We start from the raw sequence: 20,929 nt of genomic DNA on the forward strand, positions 1-20,929 counted from the left end.
AAATTTATAAGCTTCCCGAAGAAGTTTATCACATGCCGAAAATTTTGATAACAAACGATGATGGCATAAGGTCGAGGGGCATAAAAGCCGCAGTTGAAGCCCTTCAAGGTCTCGGAAAGCTCTATGTGGTAGCCCCAATGTTTCAGAGGAGTGCAAGTGGGAGGGCAATGACTCTCCATAGACCTCTAAGGGCTGTGAGAGTTAAAATGGCGGGAGTCGAAGCCGCCTATGCATTGGATGGTATGCCCGTGGACTGCATAATCTTTGCAATGGCTCGTTTTGGGGATTTTGACCTGGCAGTCAGTGGGATAAACCTGGGAGAAAATATGAGCACGGAAATTACAATATCCGGAACCGCAAGTGCTGCAATAGAAGCAGCCACACATGACATCCCCAGTATAGCCGTAAGCCTTGAGGTCAACAGGGAAAAACACAAGTTTGGTGTGGGCGAGGGTATGGATTTCAGCACGGCTGAATATTTTCTCAGGAAAGTCGCAAGGGCAATGCTTGGAAAGAAGCTCCCAAGGGATGTTCAGATGCTGAATGTGAACGTGCCCTATGGTGCAACTAAGGATACCCCCATAGCATTCACACGACTGGCTAAAAGGATGTACCAGCCCTCAATTGAAGAGCGCGTGGATCCAAAGGGTCATCCCTATTACTGGATAGTTGGGACTCAATGTCCAACGGAGACTTTAGAGCCAGGGACGGATATGTATGCGGTTAAAGTTGAAAGGAAGGTAAGCATAACCCCCATAAATATAGACATGACTGCAGGTGTTGACTTAGATACAATTAGAAACCTCTTAAGTCTTTAAGATACTGTTGGGATAACTGTGGTATGTTGATAATAGTGTAGTTTTGGTCTCTTTAAGGCGTTATCAAAAGCATTACTCTTATCCTAACAGTACCGTCTTTAAGACCCCCACTTTTTTAAACCATATTCTCTTTAGAGTGCTGGGTGATGGTGGTGCTTGAAATTGTGAAGGGCTTCATATATTTATACGCAGGTCTCATTGCAATAATGAACCCATTTGGTGCCGTTCCTGTATTTTTAAGCCTCACCACGGGAATTTCATTGAAGGAGAGGATTGAAGTCGCAAGGAGGACGGGAATAACCGTTGTGGTGACACTGGTAGTCTTTGCTCTCATAGGACAGTGGATTTTTTCATTCTTTGGCTCGAGTGTTGATGCATTTTCAATAGCAGGCGGTATATTGCTCTTTAAAATGGCTTTTGAAATGCTCAGCGGGCAGATTTCAAAAGTCAAGATCAGCGAAGAGGAGGAGGAAGAAGCGGAAATGATAACACTTGGCGATCTGGCAATAATCCCCCTGGGGATACCCTTCATATCCGGACCGGGATCTATAACCACGGTAATGATTTACATGGCCAAGAGCACCACAATCTTAGAGAGAGTGGCGGTTCTTTTGGCAATCTTGTTCGCAAGCGCGACGGCTTATTTAATCCTCCTCTCGGCAGACGGGATAGAGAAAAGGCTTGGGAGGGTTGGTATCAAAGTCCTGACGAGAATGATGGGTCTTATACTTGCATCCATGGCGGTTCAGATGGTTATAAACGGCATAAAGGGCGCCTTTGGTCTGTGAAGCCATCGCCGGGGACGGTTTAAGACACCGCTCCCTGCATAAGTTTTTAACCTCTAAACTCCAATTTATACCAGGTGATTTCATGAGGGGCGATTTGATCAGAATTTTAAGCGCAGTTGAGGAAAAAGCCAATGAACTCAAAATGGATGGTTTTGAGCCTGATGTGGTGCTTTTTGGGAAGGAAGCCTATGATTTCCTAAAAGAGCAGCTTCGGGAGGAGTTTGGTGGTGAAGAGGGTGCCGCTGAGATTTCCGGCGTTAAGGTCAGAATCCTTGAAGAACTTGGGAAGGATGCCATTGTTATAGACAGCAAAGCTTTGGGAGCAGGATTGGGCGGAGCTAAGAGGTTCAAAGTTATTGTTGACTGAGTTTTCCTTTCAAATTATACCCATCGAGTATCAGGAGGCTCAGAGAAATGGCCATTATATCTGCCAGACTCCCGGGATTCCTCAAATCTCCCTCTTCCCTTAAAAACTCATCCAGTTCTTCCATTGAAAGTTTACCTTCCAGAACCCGCTTCGCTTTTTCCTGAACTCTCCTCGCTTCTTCGGGTCCCGCTTTCCTTATTATCAATGTGTCGGGTTTGCTTGCCATAAGTTCTAAAAATGCTCTAATTGTTGATTTTTCGAGTGATGAACTCTCGGTTAGCTCCTTTAACCTTAAAAAGGTTTTATAACTCAGTTCATAGCCCTTCAGCCACTCCTCAAAAATGAGCTCCCGCTCCCTGCTTAGCTCGGCTAGCTTTCGAAGGTTAATCCTGTCTTTGAAGAGCTCATCAAAAACAGCCCCATCATGCACATCGTATTTAACCCCGCCTTTGATTCCCTTTGGACTGGCGATCCTTATGGCTCTGTAGAATTCCATGGTGTCCCTAACCGTTGATTCGGTGATTAATCGCTGGACAATCTCCCTCGCGTGATATATATGCTTTGAAATTGTTAAAGCCATCACGAGGGGAATTGAAAGAGTTATAACCCCGAAATTTGGATTGGAGTTCTGCACGCTCTTGGAGTTCTGCACGGCCCTTTTGATAAGCTCGCCGATTCTAGCTTCACTCATCTCCAGGCTTCCTCGCCTTAGCATAATCCCTATTTGAGTGCTCTCATAGAGGATATCAAGAATGGAAGTGTCGGCAAAGAGAAAGTCGTAAAAAGTTAAATCTTCAAAATCCCTAAAGCGGTTCACATTGCCCGGTTTTGGTATCGTCGCTTCTAGCAGAGGGCCAAGTGTGAATGCCTTTATTATCTTCCACCTCTCCATAGCTACTCCTCTTTTATGCTTATCCGCCCTATCATGTCATCAAAGCTCACTTTTAAAGTCTTTGTGCCTTCATAAATATTCCCCTGAGTTTCAAGCTTTGATATCGATGAAGCCCTCAGGAGCTGCACTTTATATTCCCGCGGGATTGTTAGGGAGATATCCCCAATTATGTCGCTTGCATCGAAGCGCTTGAGTTCATCCACATTTACATCTATGTCCCCGACAACGTTATTAAATGAGATCCAGTCCCCGTTGATGCTGTCTATGTTGACATCCCCGACAACATCATTGAAACTTAATCCTTCCACGAAATTTGCTATATCGGAGTTCACCCTCCCGACAACGTTTTTCATTGAGATCTCTGTAAGGTTGATATCCTTCCCCACCTCTATAATGAGCTTTCCGTTTTTATAATGTTCGCAGTTCTTGCAGTAAATTCTTATGGAATCTCCATTCCGCTCTATTTCCAGGGGAAGGTTTGTCTCGGCCTTTATTGAGTCACCATCGATATTTACAAAGGTTATCTCCGCCGGAACATTATTGAGTTCGAGGTTGGAGGCTTTGAATGTTCCCAGGGAGTGCATCTGTCCCTCTATTTTCCCTCCATTAAAGTTCCATCCCCATTCAAAGTTCCATCCTCCTGGAGTCTCGGGCACAACGAGATAGAGCGCTAGATAGATCACGAACAATGCTCCTATGGCTGTTCTCCATGTCCTATCCTTCGAAATCAGGTAAAGCCCAAAGGCAACGAGAGCTACCCCCCAAAAGGAGGCTTTGATGTAGTATGCGTATGGAGACAGGAACTGATAGAACTCCGGATAAAAGGACTTTAAGAGTATCAGGAGCCCTATGAATACAAAAAATAATCCAAGCACCTTCTTCATGGCTCATCCCCTCGCCAGCAGATATATACCAAAGAGTACCAGCACAAGAGCGGCGAACTCCTTAATGCCAAAGCCAAACATGAAGGGCATAACTCTTCCAGCTATCATTGCAAGTCCTAGGAGTATCAGAACTACAGCAAAAAATCTTGTATCGTTCCTTTCCTTCACCTGCATGACCTCTGTTTTCACCCTTTCCATGTCTTTCTTTGTAATCTTGTCTACAGCTTTATCAACTTCTTCTATTATCCTATCAACTTTTTCCGGTAGTCTTTCGAGATTAACATCCTCTTCCGGAGCTTCGGGCATTACAATAGCCATTAGGAAGTACAGCAATATGAAAGCTCCATGTGCCAGACAGAGGAGTATGTAGATGATCCTGACTATGGTTGGATCAACCTCCATGTACTCCGCAATTCCGCCCAAAACCCCGAGGAAAATCTTATTGTTTCTACTCCTATAAAGCCTTTTAGACATTTTCTCACCTCACATCATTTTGTCGCTCATTCTATATATATGAAGTGTTTATTCTGGATCACAGAGTCCATCATCATTAAGAATACTCCACGGATATATAAGCTTTACCTTTTTGAATAGTTAGAAGTGTAAAAAGGGAAAACCTAAGATCACTTCAGAAGTCTTGCAAATTCCCTCATCCATGCGTATAAATCTCCGGGGTGCCTTGAGCTCACCCAGTTTCCATCCACTACCACTTCCTCATCCAGGTACTCCGCACCTGCATTTACGAGGTCGTCTCTGATGGTCACAACACTCGTTCCTTTTCTTCCACTTAAAACGCCGGCAGAGATTAGGATTTGAGGACCGTGGCATATGCTCGCAACAGGCTTTCCCTTTTCAAACATCTTTTTTACGACACTCACGGCCTTTTCATTGAGTCTCACGACCTCCGGAGCCTTTCCTCCGGGCAGAACCAAGGCATCAAAGTTGCTGGGATCAACTTCATCGAACGTTAGATCCACTTTGACAGAATAGTCATGCTTCCCGGTTATCTGCCCCTTCCTAAAGCTTGCAACATAAACCTCATGTCCCTCCTCCTTCAGCCGGTGCAGGGGATAAATAAGCTCCAGATCCTCAAAACCATCCGCACTTAAAAAAAGCACCTTCACGGGAATCACCTCAAAGTTTCTTCATATCCGAAATATTTAAAGCTTTCTGTATTAACGTTATGATATTGATCGAAGTGATTATGCCCTTAAATACTCTATCCTGGCATTTCCATTTTCTTCAAGCCATTTCAGGAGCTGCATGGCAAAATGGAACTTCTTTTTCTTGCTCTCCCATATGGGTGTGTGCTTCTTTAGGTGCGGCTTGCTCCATTTTCCCACTCTGTTCCCGAAATCAAACCCCACCAGTATAACTTCTTCAGCCCCCAGACTCTCTGCTAAAAAAACGGCTCTATCCCCATCAGTAAAACCTCCAAAATTGTAGACAATATCCAGGGGTTCCGTCTGACATGTTCCAAGCACATTTTTGAGCTGCGGTACGTACTCTTTGAGCCTTTCAATATTGTCCCCGTGAGCATGGACAACTACGTATGTGCCAAGCTTATTGGCTTTTTTTATGTCATCAAATCGCCCATCCAAGTCCGTTACAATGATGTCCGCTAAAATTTCCCTCTCTAAAAGTGCGCTAGTTGCGCCGTCAGCTGCAATTAACGTACCATCCGAAAAGATATGGGTACTCAAGGCTTCTTCCAAACTCGGCCCGGCTCCAAACACATAAACCCTGTTTTTCATACTCTTTTTGAGATCCTCAACCAGTACATAATTTCCTTTTTCTACTAAAAGCTCTCTCAAAATTAGCGCAGCTTCTCTATCCTTTTCAATATCAAATCCCATTTCTGCAACTATTTGGGTGTAGAATTTCTTCCACTCTTTCCATATCATGGTTTTGAGTTATCTTCAAGATTTAAATATCATTTGCTCAATAAAAAATTGAAAAATTCTTCATTCTGTTCTTCCCTGATATTATATAAATCTGTCCAAAGATGCCACACATACAATTCATTTCATTCAATTTTAGCAAAGATTTTTGTCTCCTTTTAATCTCACGTAAAGCAAATCCGCAGCATTGTTATTTTGACATTATCATGTTCACAAAACATTTAAATCCATTGATGGGCTTAAATATACCTTGGTGAATGCCATGAAGAAACACTTTCTATCTTTGTCTATCGTTGCACTTTTTGTTTTTGCAGTTGCAGCAAGTGGCTGCATCGGTGGAGGAGGAACAACCACATCTACACCCACATCGAGTGCTCCTCAATATGCGGAGCAAATCGTTATAGGAGTCACCGATAAGGTGACGGATCTTGATCCATCCAACGCCTACGATTTCTATACATGGGAAGTGCTAAACAACGTTATGGAGGGGCTTGTTAAATACAAGCCCGGAACACTTGAACTTGAACCTGCTTTAGCCGAAAAATGGGAAGCCAGCGATGATTCCAAAGTCTGGACATTCCATCTAAGGAAAGATGCCAAATTTGCCGATGGAACACCTCTAAAGGCTCAGGATGTTGTCAGAAGTATTGAGAGGGTAATGAAAATTAGTGGAGATCCCTCTTGGCTTGTTACGGACTTCGTGGATAAGGTTGAGGCAAAAGATGACTACACCGTCGTGTTCTACCTCAAACAGCCAACCGCTTACTTCCTGTCCCTATTGACAACGCCACCCTACTTCCCCGTTCACCCGGACTACGCACCGGATAAGATTGATAGTGATCAAACCGCTGGAGGAGCAGGACCCTACAAGATAACCAAATGGGTTAGAGATGAGGAGCTTGATCTGGAAGTGAACGAGAACTACTACGGTGAGAAGCCAAAAACGAAGAAGATAATCATAAAATTCTACAGGGATGCCTCCACGATGAGGCTTGCCCTTCAGAACGGTGAGATTGACATTGCTTGGAGAACATTGAGACCAACGGATATACAGAGCATCAAGAAAGAAGGAAAGTTCCAGGTTATTGAGATACCCGGAGCTTTCATAAGATACATATGTTTGAACACTCAAAAGGACCCAACCAAAGAAGCTAAAGTAAGGCAGGCTTTAGCCGCAGCTCTAGACAGACAGGACATTGCCACAAAAGTCTTTAGCGGAACCGTGGATCCACTCTACAGCATGATTCCAAATGGAATGTGGTCCCACACGGATGTCTTTAAGGAGAAATACGGAGATGCAAACATTGATAAGGCTAAGAGCCTCCTAAAAGAGGCAGGTTATGATGAAAACAATCCACTGCAGATCCAGCTGTGGTATACCCCAACCCACTACGGTGATACAGAGGCGGATCTAGCCCAAGTTCTAAAGGAGCAATGGGAGAAGACGGGTGTCATTAAAGTCACAATAAAGAGCGCCGAATGGGGTACGTATGTGGATTATGCAAGAAATGGCCAGATGCAGGCATATCTTTTGGGATGGTACCCCGACTATCTAGATCCCGATGACTATACGACACCATTCCTAAAGAGCACAGCCAACAGCTGGGCTGGAACGGGATATGCAAACTCGCAGATGGATGACATCCTAACGAATGCCCAAACAATAGTCGACCAGAATGAGAGGAGCAAGCTCTACGAACAGGCTCAGGAGATACTTGCGGAGGATGTCCCGTACATCCCGATAATCCAAGGAAAGCTCTACATCGTAACACAGCCGGGAGTTAAAGGAATTAAAGTCGGCCCGGATATGATATTCAAATACTACACAATCTATAAAGAGGGCTGATTTTCCATCTTTTCAACTTTTTTGGGGTGATAATTATGGCTAGGGGTGTTGGTCAGTACGTTGTAATAAGAGGTCTGATGATCATTCCAACTGTTTTAATCCTCTATACGATAGTCTTCATATTTTTGAGAATTCTCCCCGGCGATCCAATATTGGCGGTTGTGGGGACTAAGAACATTGCTCCAGAACAGCTGGAGCATCTTAGAGCTATGGCCGGGCTGGATAAGCCCTTGTATGTTCAGTATTTTGATTATCTAATTAGAATGTTTCATGGGGATTTTGGGGTTACCCTTGCATTTCCTCAGGGAAAGCCCGTTTGGGAATATCTGAAGCTCAGATTTCCCGCCACTTTAGAACTCACAATTTTTGCGTTTACAATAAGCGTTTTGCTCGGTCTGATAACTGGGGTGATCGGGGCGATTAGGAAGGGTTCAAAAATTGACACATCAATGAGAATCTACAGCATAGTGGCTTACACGCTATTCATCCCATGGTTTGGAATGATGCTTCAATACCTCTTTGGAGTTCACTTTCATATATTGCCGACTTCGGGCAGAATTAGCCCGGGAGTGGAGCTTCATAGGATGACGGGCCTCTACGTGCTGGACAGCATACTCACCACAAACAAGGAAGCTCTAATAAGCACATTAAAACATTTAGTTTTACCCAGTTTTACCCTAGGTGTCGTTTTGAGCGGAGCATACACGAGGCTCGTCAGAAACAATATGGTTGATGTGCTGAGCCAGGATTTCATAAGGGCTTACCATGCCAGAGGTGTGAAGGACTGGAAAGTAACTTGGTATGCGTTAAAGAATGCCTTTATTCCCGTTATAACCCTAATGGGACTCCAATTTGCCATACTTTTGGGTGGTGCCGTCCTGACAGAGACAACATTCAACTGGCCCGGAATGGGGACATTTATAGTCGATAGGATAGATTACAGGGATTACAATGCCATCCAGGGTGCAGTGGTGTTCTTTGCGTTCTTTGTGGGAGTGATAAGCTTGATAGTGGATATAGTCTATGCATTGCTCGATCCGAGGGTTAAATACTGAGGTGATAGGAATGGAACTAATAACAAAGGTATCACATTTCATCTTCGAAAAGAAGCCCGGAAGAGGTATGCTGCTCTTTGGACTTGTAATAGTCCTGGCTGTAATTCTAATGGCAATATTTGCCCCCTTGATAGCACCCTATGATCCCACTGCATCGAGTTCGGATTCGTTTGCTCCTCCAAGCTCCCAGCATTTAATGGGCACGAACAGGCTGGGACAGGATGTCTTTTCGAGGATAGTATGGGGTTCTAGGGTAGTGCTCTACGTGGTGTTCATTGCCACAATGCTATCAATGAGTATTGGAATACCCTTGGGCTTGATATCCGGTTATTACGGTGGAAAGATAGACAGAGGGCTCAGCGTCATCATGGATAGCATCTATGCCTTCCCCGCTTTGATTCTGGCAATAGTCATCGCAGTCGTACTTGGACCAAGCCCAATAAACACAGCGGTTGCAATATCATTCGTTTATGTCCCCACGTATTTTAGAATGGTGAGAGGGCAAACGCTCAGCTTGAAGGGACAGCTCTTTGTTGAAGCCGCCAGGGCGGTGGGAGCAAAACATAGGGAGATCATGTCGAAGTACATTTTGCCCAATTTGGCACCAACGATACTGGTGGTCTTCACATTAAGCGTTGCCGATGCGATACTAACGGAAGCTGGTTTGAGTTTCCTTGGACTCTCCGTGACTCCTCCAACTCCGGATTGGGGGTATGATCTTAGGGTAGGTCAACCCTTCCTCTTAGATGGCTACTGGTGGCTCGTGTTCTTCCCCGGAATAGCCATCATGCTTCTGGCAATGGCATTTGCCCTGATAGGAGAGGCTTTGAGTGAAAGGATATCTCTGGGAACGAGGTGATGGGCATGCTTTTGGATGTCAAAAATCTCAGTATCTATTATTACACCCTAGCCGGGACGGTTAGAGCTGTGGAGAATGTAACATTTGGGATAGAAAAGAAGGAATGGGTAACTTTCGTGGGTGAGAGCGGAAGTGGAAAGTCAACGGTTGCCCATGCGATCTTGAATCTGGTGCCATCGCCCGGGAAAATAGTTAGAGGTGAAGTCCTTTTTGAAGGGAGAGACCTGCTAAAGCTCACCAAGGAGGAGATGAAAAACATCAGAGGAAAGGAGATAAGCATGGTCTTTCAGGACCCAATGACAAGCTTGGATCCCCTGAGGAAAGTTGGTGATCAGATAGTGGAAGCCATGAGTGAACATGGAGTAGATGAAAAGGAGGCATGGAAAAAAGCCAAGGAGCTTTTGAAGCGGGTAAATCTTCCCGAGGATAGATTGGGATACTATCCCCACCAGCTCAGTGGTGGTCAGAGGCAGAGGATAAGCATAGCCATAGCCATGGCATTCGAGCCCAAGCTCCTTATAGCGGATGAGCCAACAACGGCTTTGGACGTTATTGTGCAGGATTCTATCATGGATTTAATAGATAAACTAAAGGAGGAAGAGGGGACGAGTATAATGTTCGTTACCCATGACATATCCCTCGCCGTTGAGAGGAGCGATAAGATAGCCGTAATGTACGCTGGAAAGCTCATGGAGTTTGGAAGTGTTGATCAGATAACCGAAAATCCCCTACACCCCTACACAAAGGCGCTCTTAAGCAGCGTCCCTGATCTGTGGAGTGAAAAGAACATCAAAGCCATCCCTGGTTATCCTCCCGACTTAAGGACTCCCCCGACTGGATGTCGCTTCCATCCAAGATGCCCACTGTTCAGGGATAGGGCTTCTCTAAAAGGTGTATGTGATGCAGTGGAGCCAGCTTTCATAGAATACGAGAAAGGGCATTACGTGGCATGCCATACCTATGGAGGTGCTCCAAATGAGTGAGGTGGTGCTAAAGGTTGAGAATCTCAAGAAGTATTTTCCCGTGAAGCGTGGAATCATCGAGACACTTAAGAAAGCACCTCAAAAATACGTTAAAGCTGTGGATGGCATAAGCTTTGAAATTGGGAGGGGGGAAACCCTGGCTTTAATCGGAGAGAGCGGGTGTGGTAAAACCACGGCAGGAAGGGCAATATTGAGGCTCATAGAACCAACGGAAGGGAGGATACTCTTTGAGGGACAGGATATAACGAAGCTTGATGATGAAGAGCTTAGAAAGGTTAGAAGAAAGATGCAGATGGTCTTCCAGGATCCCTATGCCAGCCTTAGTCCGAGAATGAAAATTGGAGATGCCATAGCACATCCCCTTCTTATCCACGGACTTGCCACCAAAGAGGAAGCGAGGGAGATAACCCTGAAAATGCTCAAACGCGTTGGATTAACACCCGAAGATGAGTTTTACGATAGATATCCCCACCATTTAAGCGGCGGTCAGAGGCAGCGTGTTGTTATCGCAAGGGCGATGGCGCTCAAACCGCAGTTCGTTGTGGCCGATGAAGCCGTATCTATGATAGACGTTTCAATGAGGGCGTCAATTCTTGAGCTGCTGGAGAGCTTTAAACAGGAATATAACTTAAGCATGCTATTTATAACCCACGATATAGCCGTTGGAAAGCTCATAGCCGATAGAATAGCGGTGATGTATCTGGGGAAAATCGTGGAGATTGGGCCCACGGAGGAGGTTCTTGAAAATCCAGCGCATCCTTACACTTTGGCTCTAATTCAAGCGGTTCCATCAATAATAAAGAGAAAAGAGCACAGAAAACAGATTGAGATAACGGGAGAAGTTCCGAATGCGGTTAATCCTCCGAGCGGGTGTCGCTTCCATCCAAGATGCCCCTTTGCGGATGAAATATGCAAAACAAAGGAGCCGAAGCTTATTGAAGTTGGTAAAAACCATTTCGTTGCCTGCCATCATCCGCTGGTTTGATTTCTAAGCTTTTTATCAATTTTTACCATTTCTTCCCATTGCCTCCCCGGCCAGTAAACCTGCCCGCACTTTGTGCAAATGTAAAACTCCGTGTATTTTTTATAAACACCCTCTGGAACCCTGTTCTCTATTTCTTCCTTATTAACACGCTTTATCAATCCATTGCACTTTGGACATCTCGCATTCTCCGGAAAAAGTTCATTAAATTCAAAGCCGAGCTCCATGAGCTGCTTCACCTGCTCTTCGAAATTGTTTGATTTTATTAGAATAACCCTCCTAGCTCTCTTTGCTAAATCCTCATCTCTGGTTAGAATGATCCTCCCTTCTTTTTCTGCGATCCTTAAAATTTCATCATCATCCTTAACCCCATAGAGGGTGTCGTAACCGTACAGACGGAGCCACCTGCTCAGCCTTCCCAGCATTAGATCCGCTATAAATTTAGCTTTCATATGCACCGATAATCTATTACGTTTTTTCAGCTAAATCCTTTTTGGTGAGAGCATATACGATAAACCTGAGATTTAAAAGATGGCGCTGAGGTACTGTGAAAAATACAAGGGTTGATTTGAGAAATGCATCGAGATTTTGAAGATTAACCTCAAAACTTCTGAAAGATTTATAACTTCCATGACCTTTTCTAATTTGGTGATTTCATGATAGTCTATTTCATAGGAACGGGAGGAAGCGAGGGCATCCCCGCCCATCTGTGCACGTGTGAGACATGTAACGAAGCAAGAAAACTTGGCTTCGCAAGGAGAAAACCCTCTACACTGGCTATAATAACAAAAAACAGTAAAGCCGTGCTCTTTGACGTTGGCACGGATGTGAGAGATCACCTTCATATACCCCTGGAGGCCATATTTCTCACTCACTGGCATCACGATCACATATATGGGCTGTACAAACTGCGCTGGATCGCCCAAAGAACAAAACTCTACGCTCCAAAGGGAAATGCGGATGACTTAATGGTTCATGACCCAAAGAATATTGAGGTAAACTTCATAGAAGCGGGCGATCGTTTGAAGGTGGATTCTCTTAAAATCACAGCATTAAAGCTCAACCACCAGATAGAGACTCTCGGGTATCTGATTGAGGAAGATGATAAAGCCGTGGCTCTCCTCTATGACAGCAAAGGATTACCCGAGGAAACATTCGAATTTCTGAAGAAAAAGCACCTCCGCCTTGCGATAATGGATGGAACGTACGCTCCCAACATCGATGACCCGTACCACAGCAACATCGACGAGAGTGCAGAGATAGGCATAAAACTTGCTGATAGAGTTGTCTTATCCCATATCTCCCACAAAAATTTGCCATTCCTCCAACTGGCTGAATACGTCAGGAAGAATTATAATGGAAAAGTTCTTGTAGCATATGATGGCATGCTCTTCTATGTCTGATGTGATTCCATGTTCTATGAAGAAAGGAGATTTGCCGGGTGGCTATCCATAAAAATGTCGCTTTTGCCACAGATAATTCCAAGCGGCTCTGAGACATACTTGAGAAAAGTTTTTCTTAATCCTCTTCAAGTCCATGTAGTGGTGATTATGATACTCGATCTCGCAAAAAGAAGAAAAACTGTCCGAAAATTCAAAAAAGAGAGACCCCAAAGCAGAAGCTCTTAAAAGCTATTGAAACCGCAAAGGAAGCACCTTCTGGAATGAACGCCCAGCCGTGGCATTTTGTGATAATCGAGAGTGAAGGCAGGTCAGGGGGCTCTGTGAAAAGGGAGAAAAAAGGTTCTATGAAAAAGCTACCGGAAGGCTTGGAGAATGGCTCGATAAAAGGATTTACATGGGAAAAACCATTTTTGAGTGAGGCTCCCTATTTGGTGCTCGTATTTGTGGACATGAAAGCTCCATTTACAGTCTATTCCACGTGGATAGCCCTCGGCTTGGCATTGGAGGAGGAAGGCATGGGAACTGTTACATACACACCTCCAAATGGAAACCTCGTGAACGCACCAAAGAATTACCTTCTTCAGACGATACTCCCCATAGGATACCCAGGCGATGAAAAGCCAAAGTACGGACGAAAGAAACTTGAAGATGTCGTGAGCTTTGAAAGTTTTAAACCACGACCTTAGCTCCTCTTTTTTAGATACCTCTCAAAATCCTTCAAAACTTCCATCTGTTCCTCCGTTTCGACTGCCGATGGTTTGAGGGAACGGACCTTTGAGAGGGCTTCTTTGAGTGAGAGGTTCTGTGAATACATAATGTAAGCAACGGCAACTGTCCCACTTCTCCCGCTCCCGCCAAGACAGTGAATTAAAACCTTCTTTCCTTTTTTGGCCATACTCTCTATCCATTTTACTATTGCAAGGAGCTCCCCAAGTGTGGGTGCACTGAAATCCTCTATCGGGGCATAGAGAACATCTAAACCTTTCTCAATGAGCTCGTTCATGTCATAGCGGAGCTCATATTCGTAGGTCAGGACAACGACGGCATCGAAGCTCTTTAAAATATGGGGGATTTCCTCGGGATAAGGCATTGGAGAGAATGCCACTTCCTCTGTTATGAACTTTGGGATCATTGCACCACCTCATAGAACAGTATTTCATCTCCCTGTGTTTGAGCTAAGAGCTCTCCATTCTCATCAAAGACCCACGCGCCGCCTGGCGGATAGGTGTTAGCTATAAATGTCTTAGTATCCAGTATTTTGACCCTTTCAGACATGGCTTTGAGGTCTTCGGAAGTTATTCCATACTTGGGAGAATACTCCATCGGTACAAATACAAAATGCGGCTTTTTCTTTTTAATCCACTTTGCTATCCGTTTGTTATAAAGGTCTCCGCATATAATTAGGGTAACTTTACCAAACTCCGTCCTGGCAGTTTTTACGGTGTTGCCTGTGCAGAATTTCATGGGCTCCTGAAACTTGCGATGCTTTAGGAGCACGTCTCCCTCACGGTTTATCAGGAGGGCGGAGTTGTAGATACAGTTCTTGTAGGATTCCAAAAGTCCGAGAATTATGTAGACCGAGTTTTCCCTTGCAAGTTCGCTAACCCTGATGACAATTTCACCGTATAAATTTGCTCCGCTGAAATCCCATTCTTCAAAGCCCGTTAAGCAGTACTCGGGAAACACCAAAAAGTCAGGTTCAAGTCTAATTGCCTCCTTGAATCGTCGTGTAAACTCCCGCCAGTTTTTCTCAAAATTTTCTGGATCAACTCTCATGGGAATCAGGGCAACCTTCATGATCTCACTTCCTCAGGATTTTGGAACTTTCAATCAAAACTTCATTTCCTGCTATATCGATTTTCACATTTACGAAATATGGGTATTCTTCATGGGTCTTTTTTATTATCTCCTTCATTGCACCGTAGAATTCCCTTGCATCATCTTCACTCTCCCATAGGGTTTTCCAGAGAAGGATTTCATGCGTATAGTTCTCGGCCAGAATTAGATCATCCCCCTCCCATCCGTCGGCGGCTTTAGAGGCCCTTTCTTCTCCCAGATGGCTCGTTATAAGCAGGTAAATATAGAATTCCCCCATCCTGTCTTCATGGATTATTTTATATCCCTCGGGGACATCAACATAGACCTCCTTTGGCTTCTCATAGAAGAGATACTTCTGGGGATGTATAACCTGCTCTGTTGAGAGGGGAGGGGCTTTATAGGCAAAATTCACAAGGGTCCAGCCTCCTTTCTCATAGAGAAATCTAACGAATTTATCCCCGTAAACATAGGGGAAGAAGTTTATTGCCATTGGAGGATCTTCAAGGGGGAGGGTGGTTATTTTGTTTATTGTTATGTTATGTCTCCCGCAATACATGTCGGCTACCAGATCGGCATCTCCTTCAATTAGGGAGGTTATAGCCAGACGTCCATCTAAGGTCTCGGGATATTTTGGGTCAAAATACTGCTTCTGCAAAACATGGGTTAGTTCGTGGGCAATAACCCGATACGCGGTTTCCCCAGTATTCACAAAATTTTCCTCTATGATGTACATCTTATTTCCAACGGTTGCTGCAATCCATGAGGCTCTTGCACCTTTCGCAGTTCTGGTGTAATTATATGAGGGAGGTACAAGAAGGGTCATCTTATATATATCTTCCCACATTTTCAGCTCTTCCAAGTTCGCTTGAGATGAGAATTCACTCAAAGCCCATTCTCTGTTTACCACAATCACGTCAGGAAGCTGCTTGAATGTGAGGTTTCTGATTTCCTCAACCTCTCCCTCAATTTCGGCAACTTTACCCAGCGTTTCATTGGAAAGGGATGAGGGTGGAGAGTTGTGATGAGCCGCGAGTATAATGACAAAAAGAATTACAAGAAAAGCTAGAGCTTTTTTAGGCACTGTCATCCCTATCCCAGCGAGTTGAGAGGTTCATTTTTAACTTCAATGTTTAACTTCAACAAACTCTTCTTTTAATCCCTCTTTTGTAATCACAATTACCTGGATTTTCCTTTCCCCTGTATAGATATCCCTCTTTCCTGCTGTTTTAACCGCTCTTATTGCGAGCTCTTTTGCCTCTTCAATGCTCATATCCTCCCTGTATCCATCTTCGAGTATTGCTATTGCAAAGGGGGATCCGGAACCTGTTGCGGTATATTTATCAAAGACAAGCCCTCCCAGTGAATCCAGACTCGCTATGGTTGGCTCTTCCACGTAACCGCCGATGATTAACTGAACCATGTAAGGGAACCCCTTGTTCTCGTTTAGAATGTTGCTCAGCAGGTTTGCCATTGCCTTTGTACTCATATCCTTGTGCCATGTAAACTTGTAATAACGGGCTTCTGCCTCAAGCCTTCTTGCAAGCATTTGAACATCTCCCACGCTGCCCGCAGTGGTTATGGCTATCCTGCTGGTTATCGGGAGAATTTTCTTAATGTTTAAGGTTTCCACCATGTGATCGAGAGAAGCTTGAGTATCAGCAGCCAGAACAACCCCTTCTTTAACTTTAATTCCAACGGTAGTTGTACCCGTTTTTTTCGTTTCCATTCCAATCACCCCATGATCATGACTAATACCTCTACCTTTTAAAGTTTTAGTATATAGGGAGAAACATGCTGTCGGGGCAGGGGGAATGCTTTTAATAATCCCGAGAGAGATTAAGACTACACCATTGCTAAACACGTCATGATAGGTAGAAAAAACTAACCAGAGATGGTATAAGGAAAGTTTAAGTGGAATCACTGCCCTTCTCTGAGCATATCCTTACAGCTTTCGCATACCCACATTTCCCTTCCTTCGTGGATTATTCTTTCAAGAGGCTTGTATTGACCACATACCTCACAGTATCCATAGAATTCAGGTTCTTCACTTTCTTCCTCGAACTCCTCCTCGCTATTTAACGAAGAGATTGCTGCCAGCAGATCAACAGCCATAAGAAAGCCTATGGGTCTTCCAAGCTTTGTGACAACTACCCTTCTAATACCCTTCTCGACCATCAGCTGGGTGGCATCCTCTATATCTTCATCGTATTCAATTGTGAAAGGCTTTGGGGTCATTATGTCCTCAACTTTAACCTCTTTGGGATTTTTCCCCGGGGCAACTACTTTGTTCAGAATATCCCTGTCCGTAACAATCCCCAGGATATCATCCTTTTTCACCACGATTGCACTACTAACCTTTGCCTTTGAGAGCTTTTTAGCTACATTGGCAACGGTATCACTCGGCTTAACAAGAATGGGCTTTCTCTTAAGCACTTGCTCTACAGTAATTCCTGTTGGCATTGCTAACCCTCCTTTATTTTACAATTGCATCTAAGAAAGTAACTCTTAAAAACGTTTCGAGTTCACAGATTACGCTTTGAAAGGTAATAATTCAGGAACAATGCCATCCCTATAAAAGATAAGACAGCTAAAAAAATACTCAATGTGTTAGGTTTTGCACCTGATATTCTCAATGTTTGAGGCATAGTGGTGGAAGTTGTGGAATTGGTTAGAATCTCAACGGCTTTTGATGTTGTGTTTACTGCAAACATTTTTGATGTCTCTGTAGTTGTTGGAGCGGTTACCGTAGCATTTTCTAAAGGCGCTCTGGAAATACCTTGAAAGAACAAAGCGTTTGAGAGCTTGTAAACCCCATATGCAATTAATCCCGCTATACTCAAGCTTATTACCTGTATCTTCTCGATCGTCCTCAAAACGCGTTTCTTAAACGAAGTTTTTGCCGGCATTAAAAGAATCGGTTTGGGTGATGCACGATAGAGCTTGACCTCTTGAAGTCTCTTTCCATATCTCTTTCCTGCAACTTCAATCAACCCTACACGTGTCATTTTATCCAGATGATAGACCACCGTGGAGAGGGGTATATCAAGCCTTTCAGATATGTCTGAAGCTGATAACCTTTCCTCTTGGAGGAGTTTTAAAATAGAGAGGGCTTTATCATTCATAATGATCTGAGCGAGCTCCCTGGCCTTTTCATCCCCCACATCAATCGTCTCAAATTCTACCATTTCCCCACCTAACTAAACTAACACAGAATAACTATTAAAGTTTGCTTTTCACTTCAACTGAGGTTAAAGTGAACAAAGATGATAGTGAAAAGGAAGAGAAAAGCTAAATTAAATTCATGGCTTTTCCATAACAATCTCAATCGTTGAAGTGTTTGCTGTTCTACCGTCGGCAGTTGGGAGCTCCTCTGTGCCGATCTTTATTTCCTTAACCCTAACCTCTGGAAGGAACCTGTTCCTGACGATCTCTGCAACGTCAACAGCCCTGCTAATAGCCCTTCCCCTCGCCTTGACGCTAACTTCCTTAGCGCCCTCGTTGAACTGTGTTATAACGGCCAAGACATAGTTCATAACAGGCTTCTTTCCTATGTACACAACATGTTCCTCTGCCATCTTTTGACCCTCCGAAAGTTTTATCATAGCTCAATCGGTATTAGCTTATTAAATACTTTTCGGTTCTTTTAGCCCTGCTAACAGAGACTTCTGAGTTTTCACAAACTTCTCAAAAGATTACAGCACTCCTCCAAAAATCGACATAAAAATGTTAAAAACGAACGATTTTTAAGGCCAATACTAACATTTATTTGGTGATATAATGGCCGTTCATCCGATCGATTATAGATATGGTAGTGAGGAGATGAGAAAAATATGGGATGAAGGGAATAAGCTGCAGAAGCTACTGGATGTGGAAGCTGCACTGGCGCGTGCCCATGCACAGCTTGGCAACATACCAAAAGAAAGTGCGGAGATAATAAGCAAGAGAGCAAATATAAAACATGTTAGGCTGGAGAGGGTAAAGGAGATAGAGAGGGAGATACATCATGATATAATGGCGGTTGTCAAGGCATTGACTGAAGTTTGTGGCGACCATGGAAGATACGTACATTTAGGAGCCACCTCCAACGACATCATAGACACTGCCAACGCCCTCCTAATCAAGGAATCCCTTGAACTCCTCCTAAAAGATTTGAGAGACCTGCGTTCCATCCTTAAAAAGCTTGCAAGGAAGCACAAATATACCGTGTGCATAGGGAGAACGCATGGCCAGCACGCTGTGCCAACGACATACGGGATGAAGTTTGCCATATGGCTCGATGAGATCCAAAGGCACATTGACAGAATTGCAGAAGCAAAGAAAAGGGTTTTAGTTGGACAAATTAGTGGTGCCGTTGGAACCATGGCTTCTTTAGGAGAAAGGGGAATTGATATTCAGCAACTGGTTATGGAGGATTTGGGTTTAAAGCCTGCCAGAATAAGCAATCAGATAATACAGAGGGATGTTTATGCCGAATTAGTAGGTATTTTAGCATTAGTGGCTTCAACCTTGGATAAAATAGGGCTTGAGATTAGAAATCTCCAGAGAACCGAGATACTCGAAGTAAGCGAGCCATTTGGGAAAAAGCAGGTCGGATCATCCACAATGCCCCACAAGAGAAATCCTATACGAACTGAAAAAATATGTGGACTTGCCAGAGTTATCTATTCAAACGTGATACCTGCTTTATTAAACAATCCATTGTGGCACGAAAGGGATTTAACAAACTCTTCCGTTGAAAGGGTAATTCTTCCTGAGACATTCGTTTTGCTGGATGAGATGCTCAAAAACATGAAGAAGGTGCTTGAAGGTTTGGAATTTTTCCCTGAAAACATTAAACGCAATCTTAACATGACACATAACCTGATTATGGCAGAGCCCCTGATGCTCAAGCTCACGGAGAGAGGCATGGGGCGACAGGAAGCTCATGAATTGGTCAGAAGACTCGCAATGAAAGCCTTTGAGGAGAAAAAAGACCTGCTGGATGTTGCAAGGGAGGATAGGGCCATAAACCAGTATCTGACCGGAAAAGATTTGGACTCCTTAAAGCCTGAAAATTATATAGGGCTTGCGCCCAAAATCGTTGAGAATGTAATTGAGTACATAGAAGCAAGAGAAGCTGAGGAAGAGTCTTAACCGTTGATCAGCCTTACCCGTTGACCATTTCTCTCATTCTGTTTTTTAGTTACATTTTGTTATTTATGTTCTACAACGGTTATGTCTCAACTGAGACTTGATTTTTTGACGATATGACTAATTTAAAAATATTACTTTTTATAAGATTAATTAAATATAATTTAAAAATGTCCAACTAGATAACACTCAAAATTTAACTTTTAATGTTATTTTAGAATATTAAAAATTTGGAATTATTTAATATCTAAAAACGTATAATTTCGACAACTTATATCATTTCAAACAATATGGAGCATGGTGGTTAGTGATTTAGAAGGGAGGAGAGTTTAAAAGTACCCACAGATATGTAAATGAAGGGGATATGCAGTGCTCGAGATATTGGCGTTCATGTTCTATATTGGAGGAGCACTCGCAGTGCTTTTTATAGCCGCGTTCTCAAAAACCCATTTACAGATGTTGCTTGGCTTTCTAGGGGCAATAGGCTATTTGCTGTTGGGCTTTATGATGACAGAACAGCTCTCCTCAGATCTAAGAAGATCAAGAGGTTCAGATAAAAAGTTAATCATGGCAATAAATTTAGCCTCTTTTGGAGCAGCTTATTGGGCACTGAGCTCGTATATGGGAAATTATATTGCCCCATTAATACCCGTGGGACCGGGATTCTTGATTGGGATTTGGCGTGTTTTTAGGTGAATGTTCCTAATTTTCTTCTTTATGACGTACGTTATCGTACGGAATTTTTGGATATAATCAACATTATATCCAAAATACATGCTCATATATGTACTGCAAATTCTGGAAGTTAAACAAAGGGATTATCTGATAACTCATTGAGTTTATCCTGATAGGGTCTTTATTTTTGCTAGATTTTTGTTCTTTATGCCCCTTTATCCCTCCACATTTCCTTTTACAATTAAAGGTGGTATAGAATTATTTTTTAATACTTTATAAAAACGTAAAATATTAGGAATTTTTAGTATTTGGATATGTTATATAATAACTTTTTAAATAAAAATCTAAATTTTTAATAATAATGTATATTAACAATCCTCAAATAGTACAATATTTATTAATAAATTAAACGTAATAATTTGGAGTCAAAAGTAATATATATCCCAATGCTTAAATATTGCCTGAGGAGCATGCTCATAAATGTTCATTATAAAAACAAAAAAGCCCAATTAAAGCTTGAAAATATCA

At 43.2% G+C, this 20,929-nt stretch carries 26 protein-coding genes; 13 read left to right on the forward strand and 13 right to left on the reverse strand.

Features of this window, described 5'->3' with window-relative positions; translation table 11 throughout:
• Positions 1–32 precede the first annotated feature (32 nt).
• From surE to ACXJGZ_RS03180, 3 genes are all read left to right on the forward strand, one after another.
• Complete coding sequence (surE, locus tag ACXJGZ_RS03170) at positions 33–818, forward strand: 5'/3'-nucleotidase SurE (RefSeq protein WP_456321024.1); 786 nt, start codon at positions 33–35, stop codon at positions 816–818.
• A gap of 152 nt (positions 819–970) precedes the next feature.
• Complete coding sequence (snatA, locus tag ACXJGZ_RS03175; RefSeq protein ID WP_456398300.1) at positions 971–1,606, forward strand: neutral amino acid NAAT transporter SnatA; 636 nt, start codon at positions 971–973, stop codon at positions 1,604–1,606.
• Between the two features lie 82 nt (positions 1,607–1,688).
• Positions 1,689–1,973, forward strand: a complete 285-nt coding sequence (locus tag ACXJGZ_RS03180) for a family 4A encapsulin nanocompartment shell protein (protein ID WP_293252543.1) — start codon at positions 1,689–1,691, stop codon at positions 1,971–1,973.
• Here ACXJGZ_RS03180 and ACXJGZ_RS03185 read toward each other — a convergent pair.
• From ACXJGZ_RS03185 to ACXJGZ_RS03205, 5 genes are all read right to left on the reverse strand, one after another.
• Entirely contained in the window at positions 1,960–2,865 is a 906-nt protein-coding gene (locus ACXJGZ_RS03185) for a triphosphoribosyl-dephospho-CoA synthase (protein WP_293252540.1), read from the reverse strand. The two genes, ACXJGZ_RS03180 and ACXJGZ_RS03185, sit on opposite strands and share 14 nt — an antisense overlap.
• A 2-nt stretch (positions 2,866–2,867) precedes the next feature.
• Positions 2,868–3,749 (reverse strand): DUF4097 family beta strand repeat-containing protein, encoded by an 882-nt coding sequence (locus tag ACXJGZ_RS03190; RefSeq protein ID WP_293252535.1) that lies wholly within the window; start codon positions 3,747–3,749, stop codon positions 2,868–2,870.
• A 3-nt stretch (positions 3,750–3,752) separates the two neighbouring features.
• A complete protein-coding gene (locus ACXJGZ_RS03195) occupies positions 3,753–4,223 on the reverse strand; it encodes a PspC domain-containing protein (RefSeq protein WP_456398288.1) in 471 nt (156 codons plus the stop codon).
• Between the two features lie 149 nt (positions 4,224–4,372).
• The gene (gene pfpI, locus ACXJGZ_RS03200; protein WP_456321026.1) at positions 4,373–4,873 is read right to left on the reverse strand and encodes a deglycase PfpI; all 501 of its coding nucleotides are present in this window, start codon (positions 4,871–4,873) and stop codon (positions 4,373–4,375) included.
• A 78-nt stretch (positions 4,874–4,951) separates the two neighbouring features.
• The gene (locus ACXJGZ_RS03205; RefSeq protein ID WP_456398289.1) at positions 4,952–5,653 is read right to left on the reverse strand and encodes a 6-hydroxymethylpterin diphosphokinase MptE-like protein; all 702 of its coding nucleotides are present in this window, start codon (positions 5,651–5,653) and stop codon (positions 4,952–4,954) included.
• Between the two features lie 259 nt (positions 5,654–5,912).
• On the opposite strand from ACXJGZ_RS03205, the gene ACXJGZ_RS03210 reads away from it, so the two are divergent.
• Genes ACXJGZ_RS03210 through ACXJGZ_RS03230 form a run of 5 tightly spaced genes read left to right on the forward strand, consistent with a single transcriptional unit; the run spans position 5,913 to position 11,378 of the window.
• A complete protein-coding gene (locus tag ACXJGZ_RS03210) occupies positions 5,913–7,496 on the forward strand; it encodes an ABC transporter substrate-binding protein (RefSeq protein ID WP_456398290.1) in 1,584 nt (527 codons plus the stop codon).
• A gap of 35 nt (positions 7,497–7,531) precedes the next feature.
• Positions 7,532–8,551: an ABC transporter permease gene (locus tag ACXJGZ_RS03215; RefSeq protein ID WP_456321029.1), complete on the forward strand. Its 1,020-nt coding sequence runs from the start codon at positions 7,532–7,534 to the stop codon at positions 8,549–8,551.
• Positions 8,552–8,561: 10 nt separating this feature from the next.
• The gene (locus ACXJGZ_RS03220) at positions 8,562–9,410 is read left to right on the forward strand and encodes an ABC transporter permease (RefSeq protein WP_293257147.1); all 849 of its coding nucleotides are present in this window, start codon (positions 8,562–8,564) and stop codon (positions 9,408–9,410) included.
• A 5-nt stretch (positions 9,411–9,415) separates the two neighbouring features.
• Positions 9,416–10,393 (forward strand): ABC transporter ATP-binding protein, encoded by a 978-nt coding sequence (locus ACXJGZ_RS03225; protein WP_456321044.1) that lies wholly within the window; start codon positions 9,416–9,418, stop codon positions 10,391–10,393.
• The gene (locus ACXJGZ_RS03230) at positions 10,386–11,378 is read left to right on the forward strand and encodes an ABC transporter ATP-binding protein (RefSeq protein ID WP_456321030.1); all 993 of its coding nucleotides are present in this window, start codon (positions 10,386–10,388) and stop codon (positions 11,376–11,378) included. Before ACXJGZ_RS03225 ends, ACXJGZ_RS03230 begins: the two co-directional genes overlap by 8 nt.
• Here ACXJGZ_RS03230 and ACXJGZ_RS03235 read toward each other — a convergent pair.
• Positions 11,363–11,827, reverse strand: a complete 465-nt coding sequence (locus tag ACXJGZ_RS03235; protein ID WP_293257161.1) for a Mut7-C RNAse domain-containing protein — start codon at positions 11,825–11,827, stop codon at positions 11,363–11,365. The genes ACXJGZ_RS03230 and ACXJGZ_RS03235 overlap by 16 nt on opposite strands.
• Before the next feature lie 204 nt (positions 11,828–12,031).
• Between ACXJGZ_RS03235 and ACXJGZ_RS03240 the strand changes: the two genes are divergently transcribed.
• Genes ACXJGZ_RS03240 through ACXJGZ_RS03250 form a run of 3 tightly spaced genes read left to right on the forward strand, consistent with a single transcriptional unit; the run spans position 12,032 to position 13,464 of the window.
• Complete coding sequence (locus tag ACXJGZ_RS03240; RefSeq protein WP_456321031.1) at positions 12,032–12,778, forward strand: MBL fold metallo-hydrolase; 747 nt, start codon at positions 12,032–12,034, stop codon at positions 12,776–12,778.
• Between the two features lie 9 nt (positions 12,779–12,787).
• On the forward strand, positions 12,788–13,003 hold the full coding sequence (locus ACXJGZ_RS03245; RefSeq protein ID WP_456398291.1) for a hypothetical protein: 216 nt from the start codon (positions 12,788–12,790) through the stop codon (positions 13,001–13,003).
• A gap of 35 nt (positions 13,004–13,038) precedes the next feature.
• On the forward strand, positions 13,039–13,464 hold the full coding sequence (locus tag ACXJGZ_RS03250; protein WP_456398292.1) for a nitroreductase family protein: 426 nt from the start codon (positions 13,039–13,041) through the stop codon (positions 13,462–13,464).
• On the opposite strand, the gene ACXJGZ_RS03255 is transcribed toward ACXJGZ_RS03250, so the two are convergent.
• From ACXJGZ_RS03255 to albA, 7 genes are all read right to left on the reverse strand, one after another.
• A complete protein-coding gene (locus ACXJGZ_RS03255; RefSeq protein WP_456398293.1) occupies positions 13,461–13,910 on the reverse strand; it encodes a protein-tyrosine phosphatase family protein in 450 nt (149 codons plus the stop codon). The genes ACXJGZ_RS03250 and ACXJGZ_RS03255 overlap by 4 nt on opposite strands.
• The gene (locus tag ACXJGZ_RS03260; RefSeq protein ID WP_456321033.1) at positions 13,907–14,575 is read right to left on the reverse strand and encodes a carbon-nitrogen hydrolase family protein; all 669 of its coding nucleotides are present in this window, start codon (positions 14,573–14,575) and stop codon (positions 13,907–13,909) included. The genes ACXJGZ_RS03255 and ACXJGZ_RS03260 overlap by 4 nt, the downstream gene beginning before the upstream one ends.
• A gap of 4 nt (positions 14,576–14,579) precedes the next feature.
• The gene (locus ACXJGZ_RS03265; RefSeq protein WP_456398294.1) at positions 14,580–15,683 is read right to left on the reverse strand and encodes an eCIS core domain-containing protein; all 1,104 of its coding nucleotides are present in this window, start codon (positions 15,681–15,683) and stop codon (positions 14,580–14,582) included.
• 36 nt (positions 15,684–15,719) lie between these two features.
• The gene (psmB, locus tag ACXJGZ_RS03270; protein ID WP_456398295.1) at positions 15,720–16,322 is read right to left on the reverse strand and encodes an archaeal proteasome endopeptidase complex subunit beta; all 603 of its coding nucleotides are present in this window, start codon (positions 16,320–16,322) and stop codon (positions 15,720–15,722) included.
• A 191-nt stretch (positions 16,323–16,513) separates the two neighbouring features.
• Positions 16,514–17,056, reverse strand: a complete 543-nt coding sequence (locus ACXJGZ_RS03275; RefSeq protein WP_293253427.1) for a CBS domain-containing protein — start codon at positions 17,054–17,056, stop codon at positions 16,514–16,516.
• A gap of 62 nt (positions 17,057–17,118) precedes the next feature.
• Positions 17,119–17,781 carry an ArsR/SmtB family transcription factor gene (locus tag ACXJGZ_RS03280; RefSeq protein WP_456321036.1) on the reverse strand — a complete coding sequence of 221 codons (663 nt, stop codon included), beginning with the start codon at positions 17,779–17,781 and terminating at the stop codon, positions 17,119–17,121.
• 114 nt (positions 17,782–17,895) lie between these two features.
• Positions 17,896–18,171 carry a DNA-binding protein Alba gene (albA, locus tag ACXJGZ_RS03285; protein ID WP_048165212.1) on the reverse strand — a complete coding sequence of 92 codons (276 nt, stop codon included), beginning with the start codon at positions 18,169–18,171 and terminating at the stop codon, positions 17,896–17,898.
• Between the two features lie 202 nt (positions 18,172–18,373).
• On the opposite strand from albA, the gene purB reads away from it, so the two are divergent.
• Both purB and ACXJGZ_RS03295 read left to right on the forward strand, forming a co-directional pair.
• Positions 18,374–19,729 (forward strand): adenylosuccinate lyase, encoded by a 1,356-nt coding sequence (gene purB / locus ACXJGZ_RS03290; RefSeq protein ID WP_456398296.1) that lies wholly within the window; start codon positions 18,374–18,376, stop codon positions 19,727–19,729.
• Between the two features lie 366 nt (positions 19,730–20,095).
• On the forward strand, positions 20,096–20,422 hold the full coding sequence (locus tag ACXJGZ_RS03295; RefSeq protein ID WP_456398297.1) for a hypothetical protein: 327 nt from the start codon (positions 20,096–20,098) through the stop codon (positions 20,420–20,422).
• Positions 20,423–20,929 lie beyond the last annotated feature (507 nt).

The sequence above is a fragment of the Palaeococcus sp. (in: euryarchaeotes) genome, assembly GCF_053987695.1.

Coding starts and splice junctions, on each gene's coding strand:
- ACXJGZ_RS03190 (WP_293252535.1), bottom strand. CDS start 3,749: ATGAAGAAGGTGCTTGGATTATTTTTTGTATTCATAGGGCTCCTGATA.
- ACXJGZ_RS03250 (WP_456398292.1), top strand. CDS start 13,039: ATGAACGCCCAGCCGTGGCATTTTGTGATAATCGAGAGTGAAGGCAGG.
- ACXJGZ_RS03215 (WP_456321029.1), top strand. CDS start 7,532: ATGGCTAGGGGTGTTGGTCAGTACGTTGTAATAAGAGGTCTGATGATC.
- ACXJGZ_RS03275 (WP_293253427.1), bottom strand. CDS start 17,056: ATGCCAACAGGAATTACTGTAGAGCAAGTGCTTAAGAGAAAGCCCATT.
- ACXJGZ_RS03225 (WP_456321044.1), top strand. CDS start 9,416: ATGCTTTTGGATGTCAAAAATCTCAGTATCTATTATTACACCCTAGCC.
- ACXJGZ_RS03205 (WP_456398289.1), bottom strand. CDS start 5,653: ATGATATGGAAAGAGTGGAAGAAATTCTACACCCAAATAGTTGCAGAA.
- ACXJGZ_RS03210 (WP_456398290.1), top strand. CDS start 5,913: ATGAAGAAACACTTTCTATCTTTGTCTATCGTTGCACTTTTTGTTTTT.
- ACXJGZ_RS03265 (WP_456398294.1), bottom strand. CDS start 15,683: ATGACAGTGCCTAAAAAAGCTCTAGCTTTTCTTGTAATTCTTTTTGTC.
- purB (WP_456398296.1), top strand. CDS start 18,374: ATGGCCGTTCATCCGATCGATTATAGATATGGTAGTGAGGAGATGAGA.
- ACXJGZ_RS03245 (WP_456398291.1), top strand. CDS start 12,788: ATGTTCTATGAAGAAAGGAGATTTGCCGGGTGGCTATCCATAAAAATG.
- ACXJGZ_RS03280 (WP_456321036.1), bottom strand. CDS start 17,781: ATGGTAGAATTTGAGACGATTGATGTGGGGGATGAAAAGGCCAGGGAG.
- ACXJGZ_RS03195 (WP_456398288.1), bottom strand. CDS start 4,223: ATGTCTAAAAGGCTTTATAGGAGTAGAAACAATAAGATTTTCCTCGGG.
- psmB (WP_456398295.1), bottom strand. CDS start 16,322: ATGGAAACGAAAAAAACGGGTACAACTACCGTTGGAATTAAAGTTAAA.
- ACXJGZ_RS03185 (WP_293252540.1), bottom strand. CDS start 2,865: ATGGAGAGGTGGAAGATAATAAAGGCATTCACACTTGGCCCTCTGCTA.
- surE (WP_456321024.1), top strand. CDS start 33: ATGCCGAAAATTTTGATAACAAACGATGATGGCATAAGGTCGAGGGGC.
- ACXJGZ_RS03180 (WP_293252543.1), top strand. CDS start 1,689: ATGAGGGGCGATTTGATCAGAATTTTAAGCGCAGTTGAGGAAAAAGCC.
- ACXJGZ_RS03235 (WP_293257161.1), bottom strand. CDS start 11,827: ATGAAAGCTAAATTTATAGCGGATCTAATGCTGGGAAGGCTGAGCAGG.
- ACXJGZ_RS03240 (WP_456321031.1), top strand. CDS start 12,032: ATGATAGTCTATTTCATAGGAACGGGAGGAAGCGAGGGCATCCCCGCC.
- ACXJGZ_RS03260 (WP_456321033.1), bottom strand. CDS start 14,575: ATGAAGGTTGCCCTGATTCCCATGAGAGTTGATCCAGAAAATTTTGAG.
- ACXJGZ_RS03230 (WP_456321030.1), top strand. CDS start 10,386: ATGAGTGAGGTGGTGCTAAAGGTTGAGAATCTCAAGAAGTATTTTCCC.
- ACXJGZ_RS03220 (WP_293257147.1), top strand. CDS start 8,562: ATGGAACTAATAACAAAGGTATCACATTTCATCTTCGAAAAGAAGCCC.
- albA (WP_048165212.1), bottom strand. CDS start 18,171: ATGGCAGAGGAACATGTTGTGTACATAGGAAAGAAGCCTGTTATGAAC.
- ACXJGZ_RS03255 (WP_456398293.1), bottom strand. CDS start 13,910: ATGATCCCAAAGTTCATAACAGAGGAAGTGGCATTCTCTCCAATGCCT.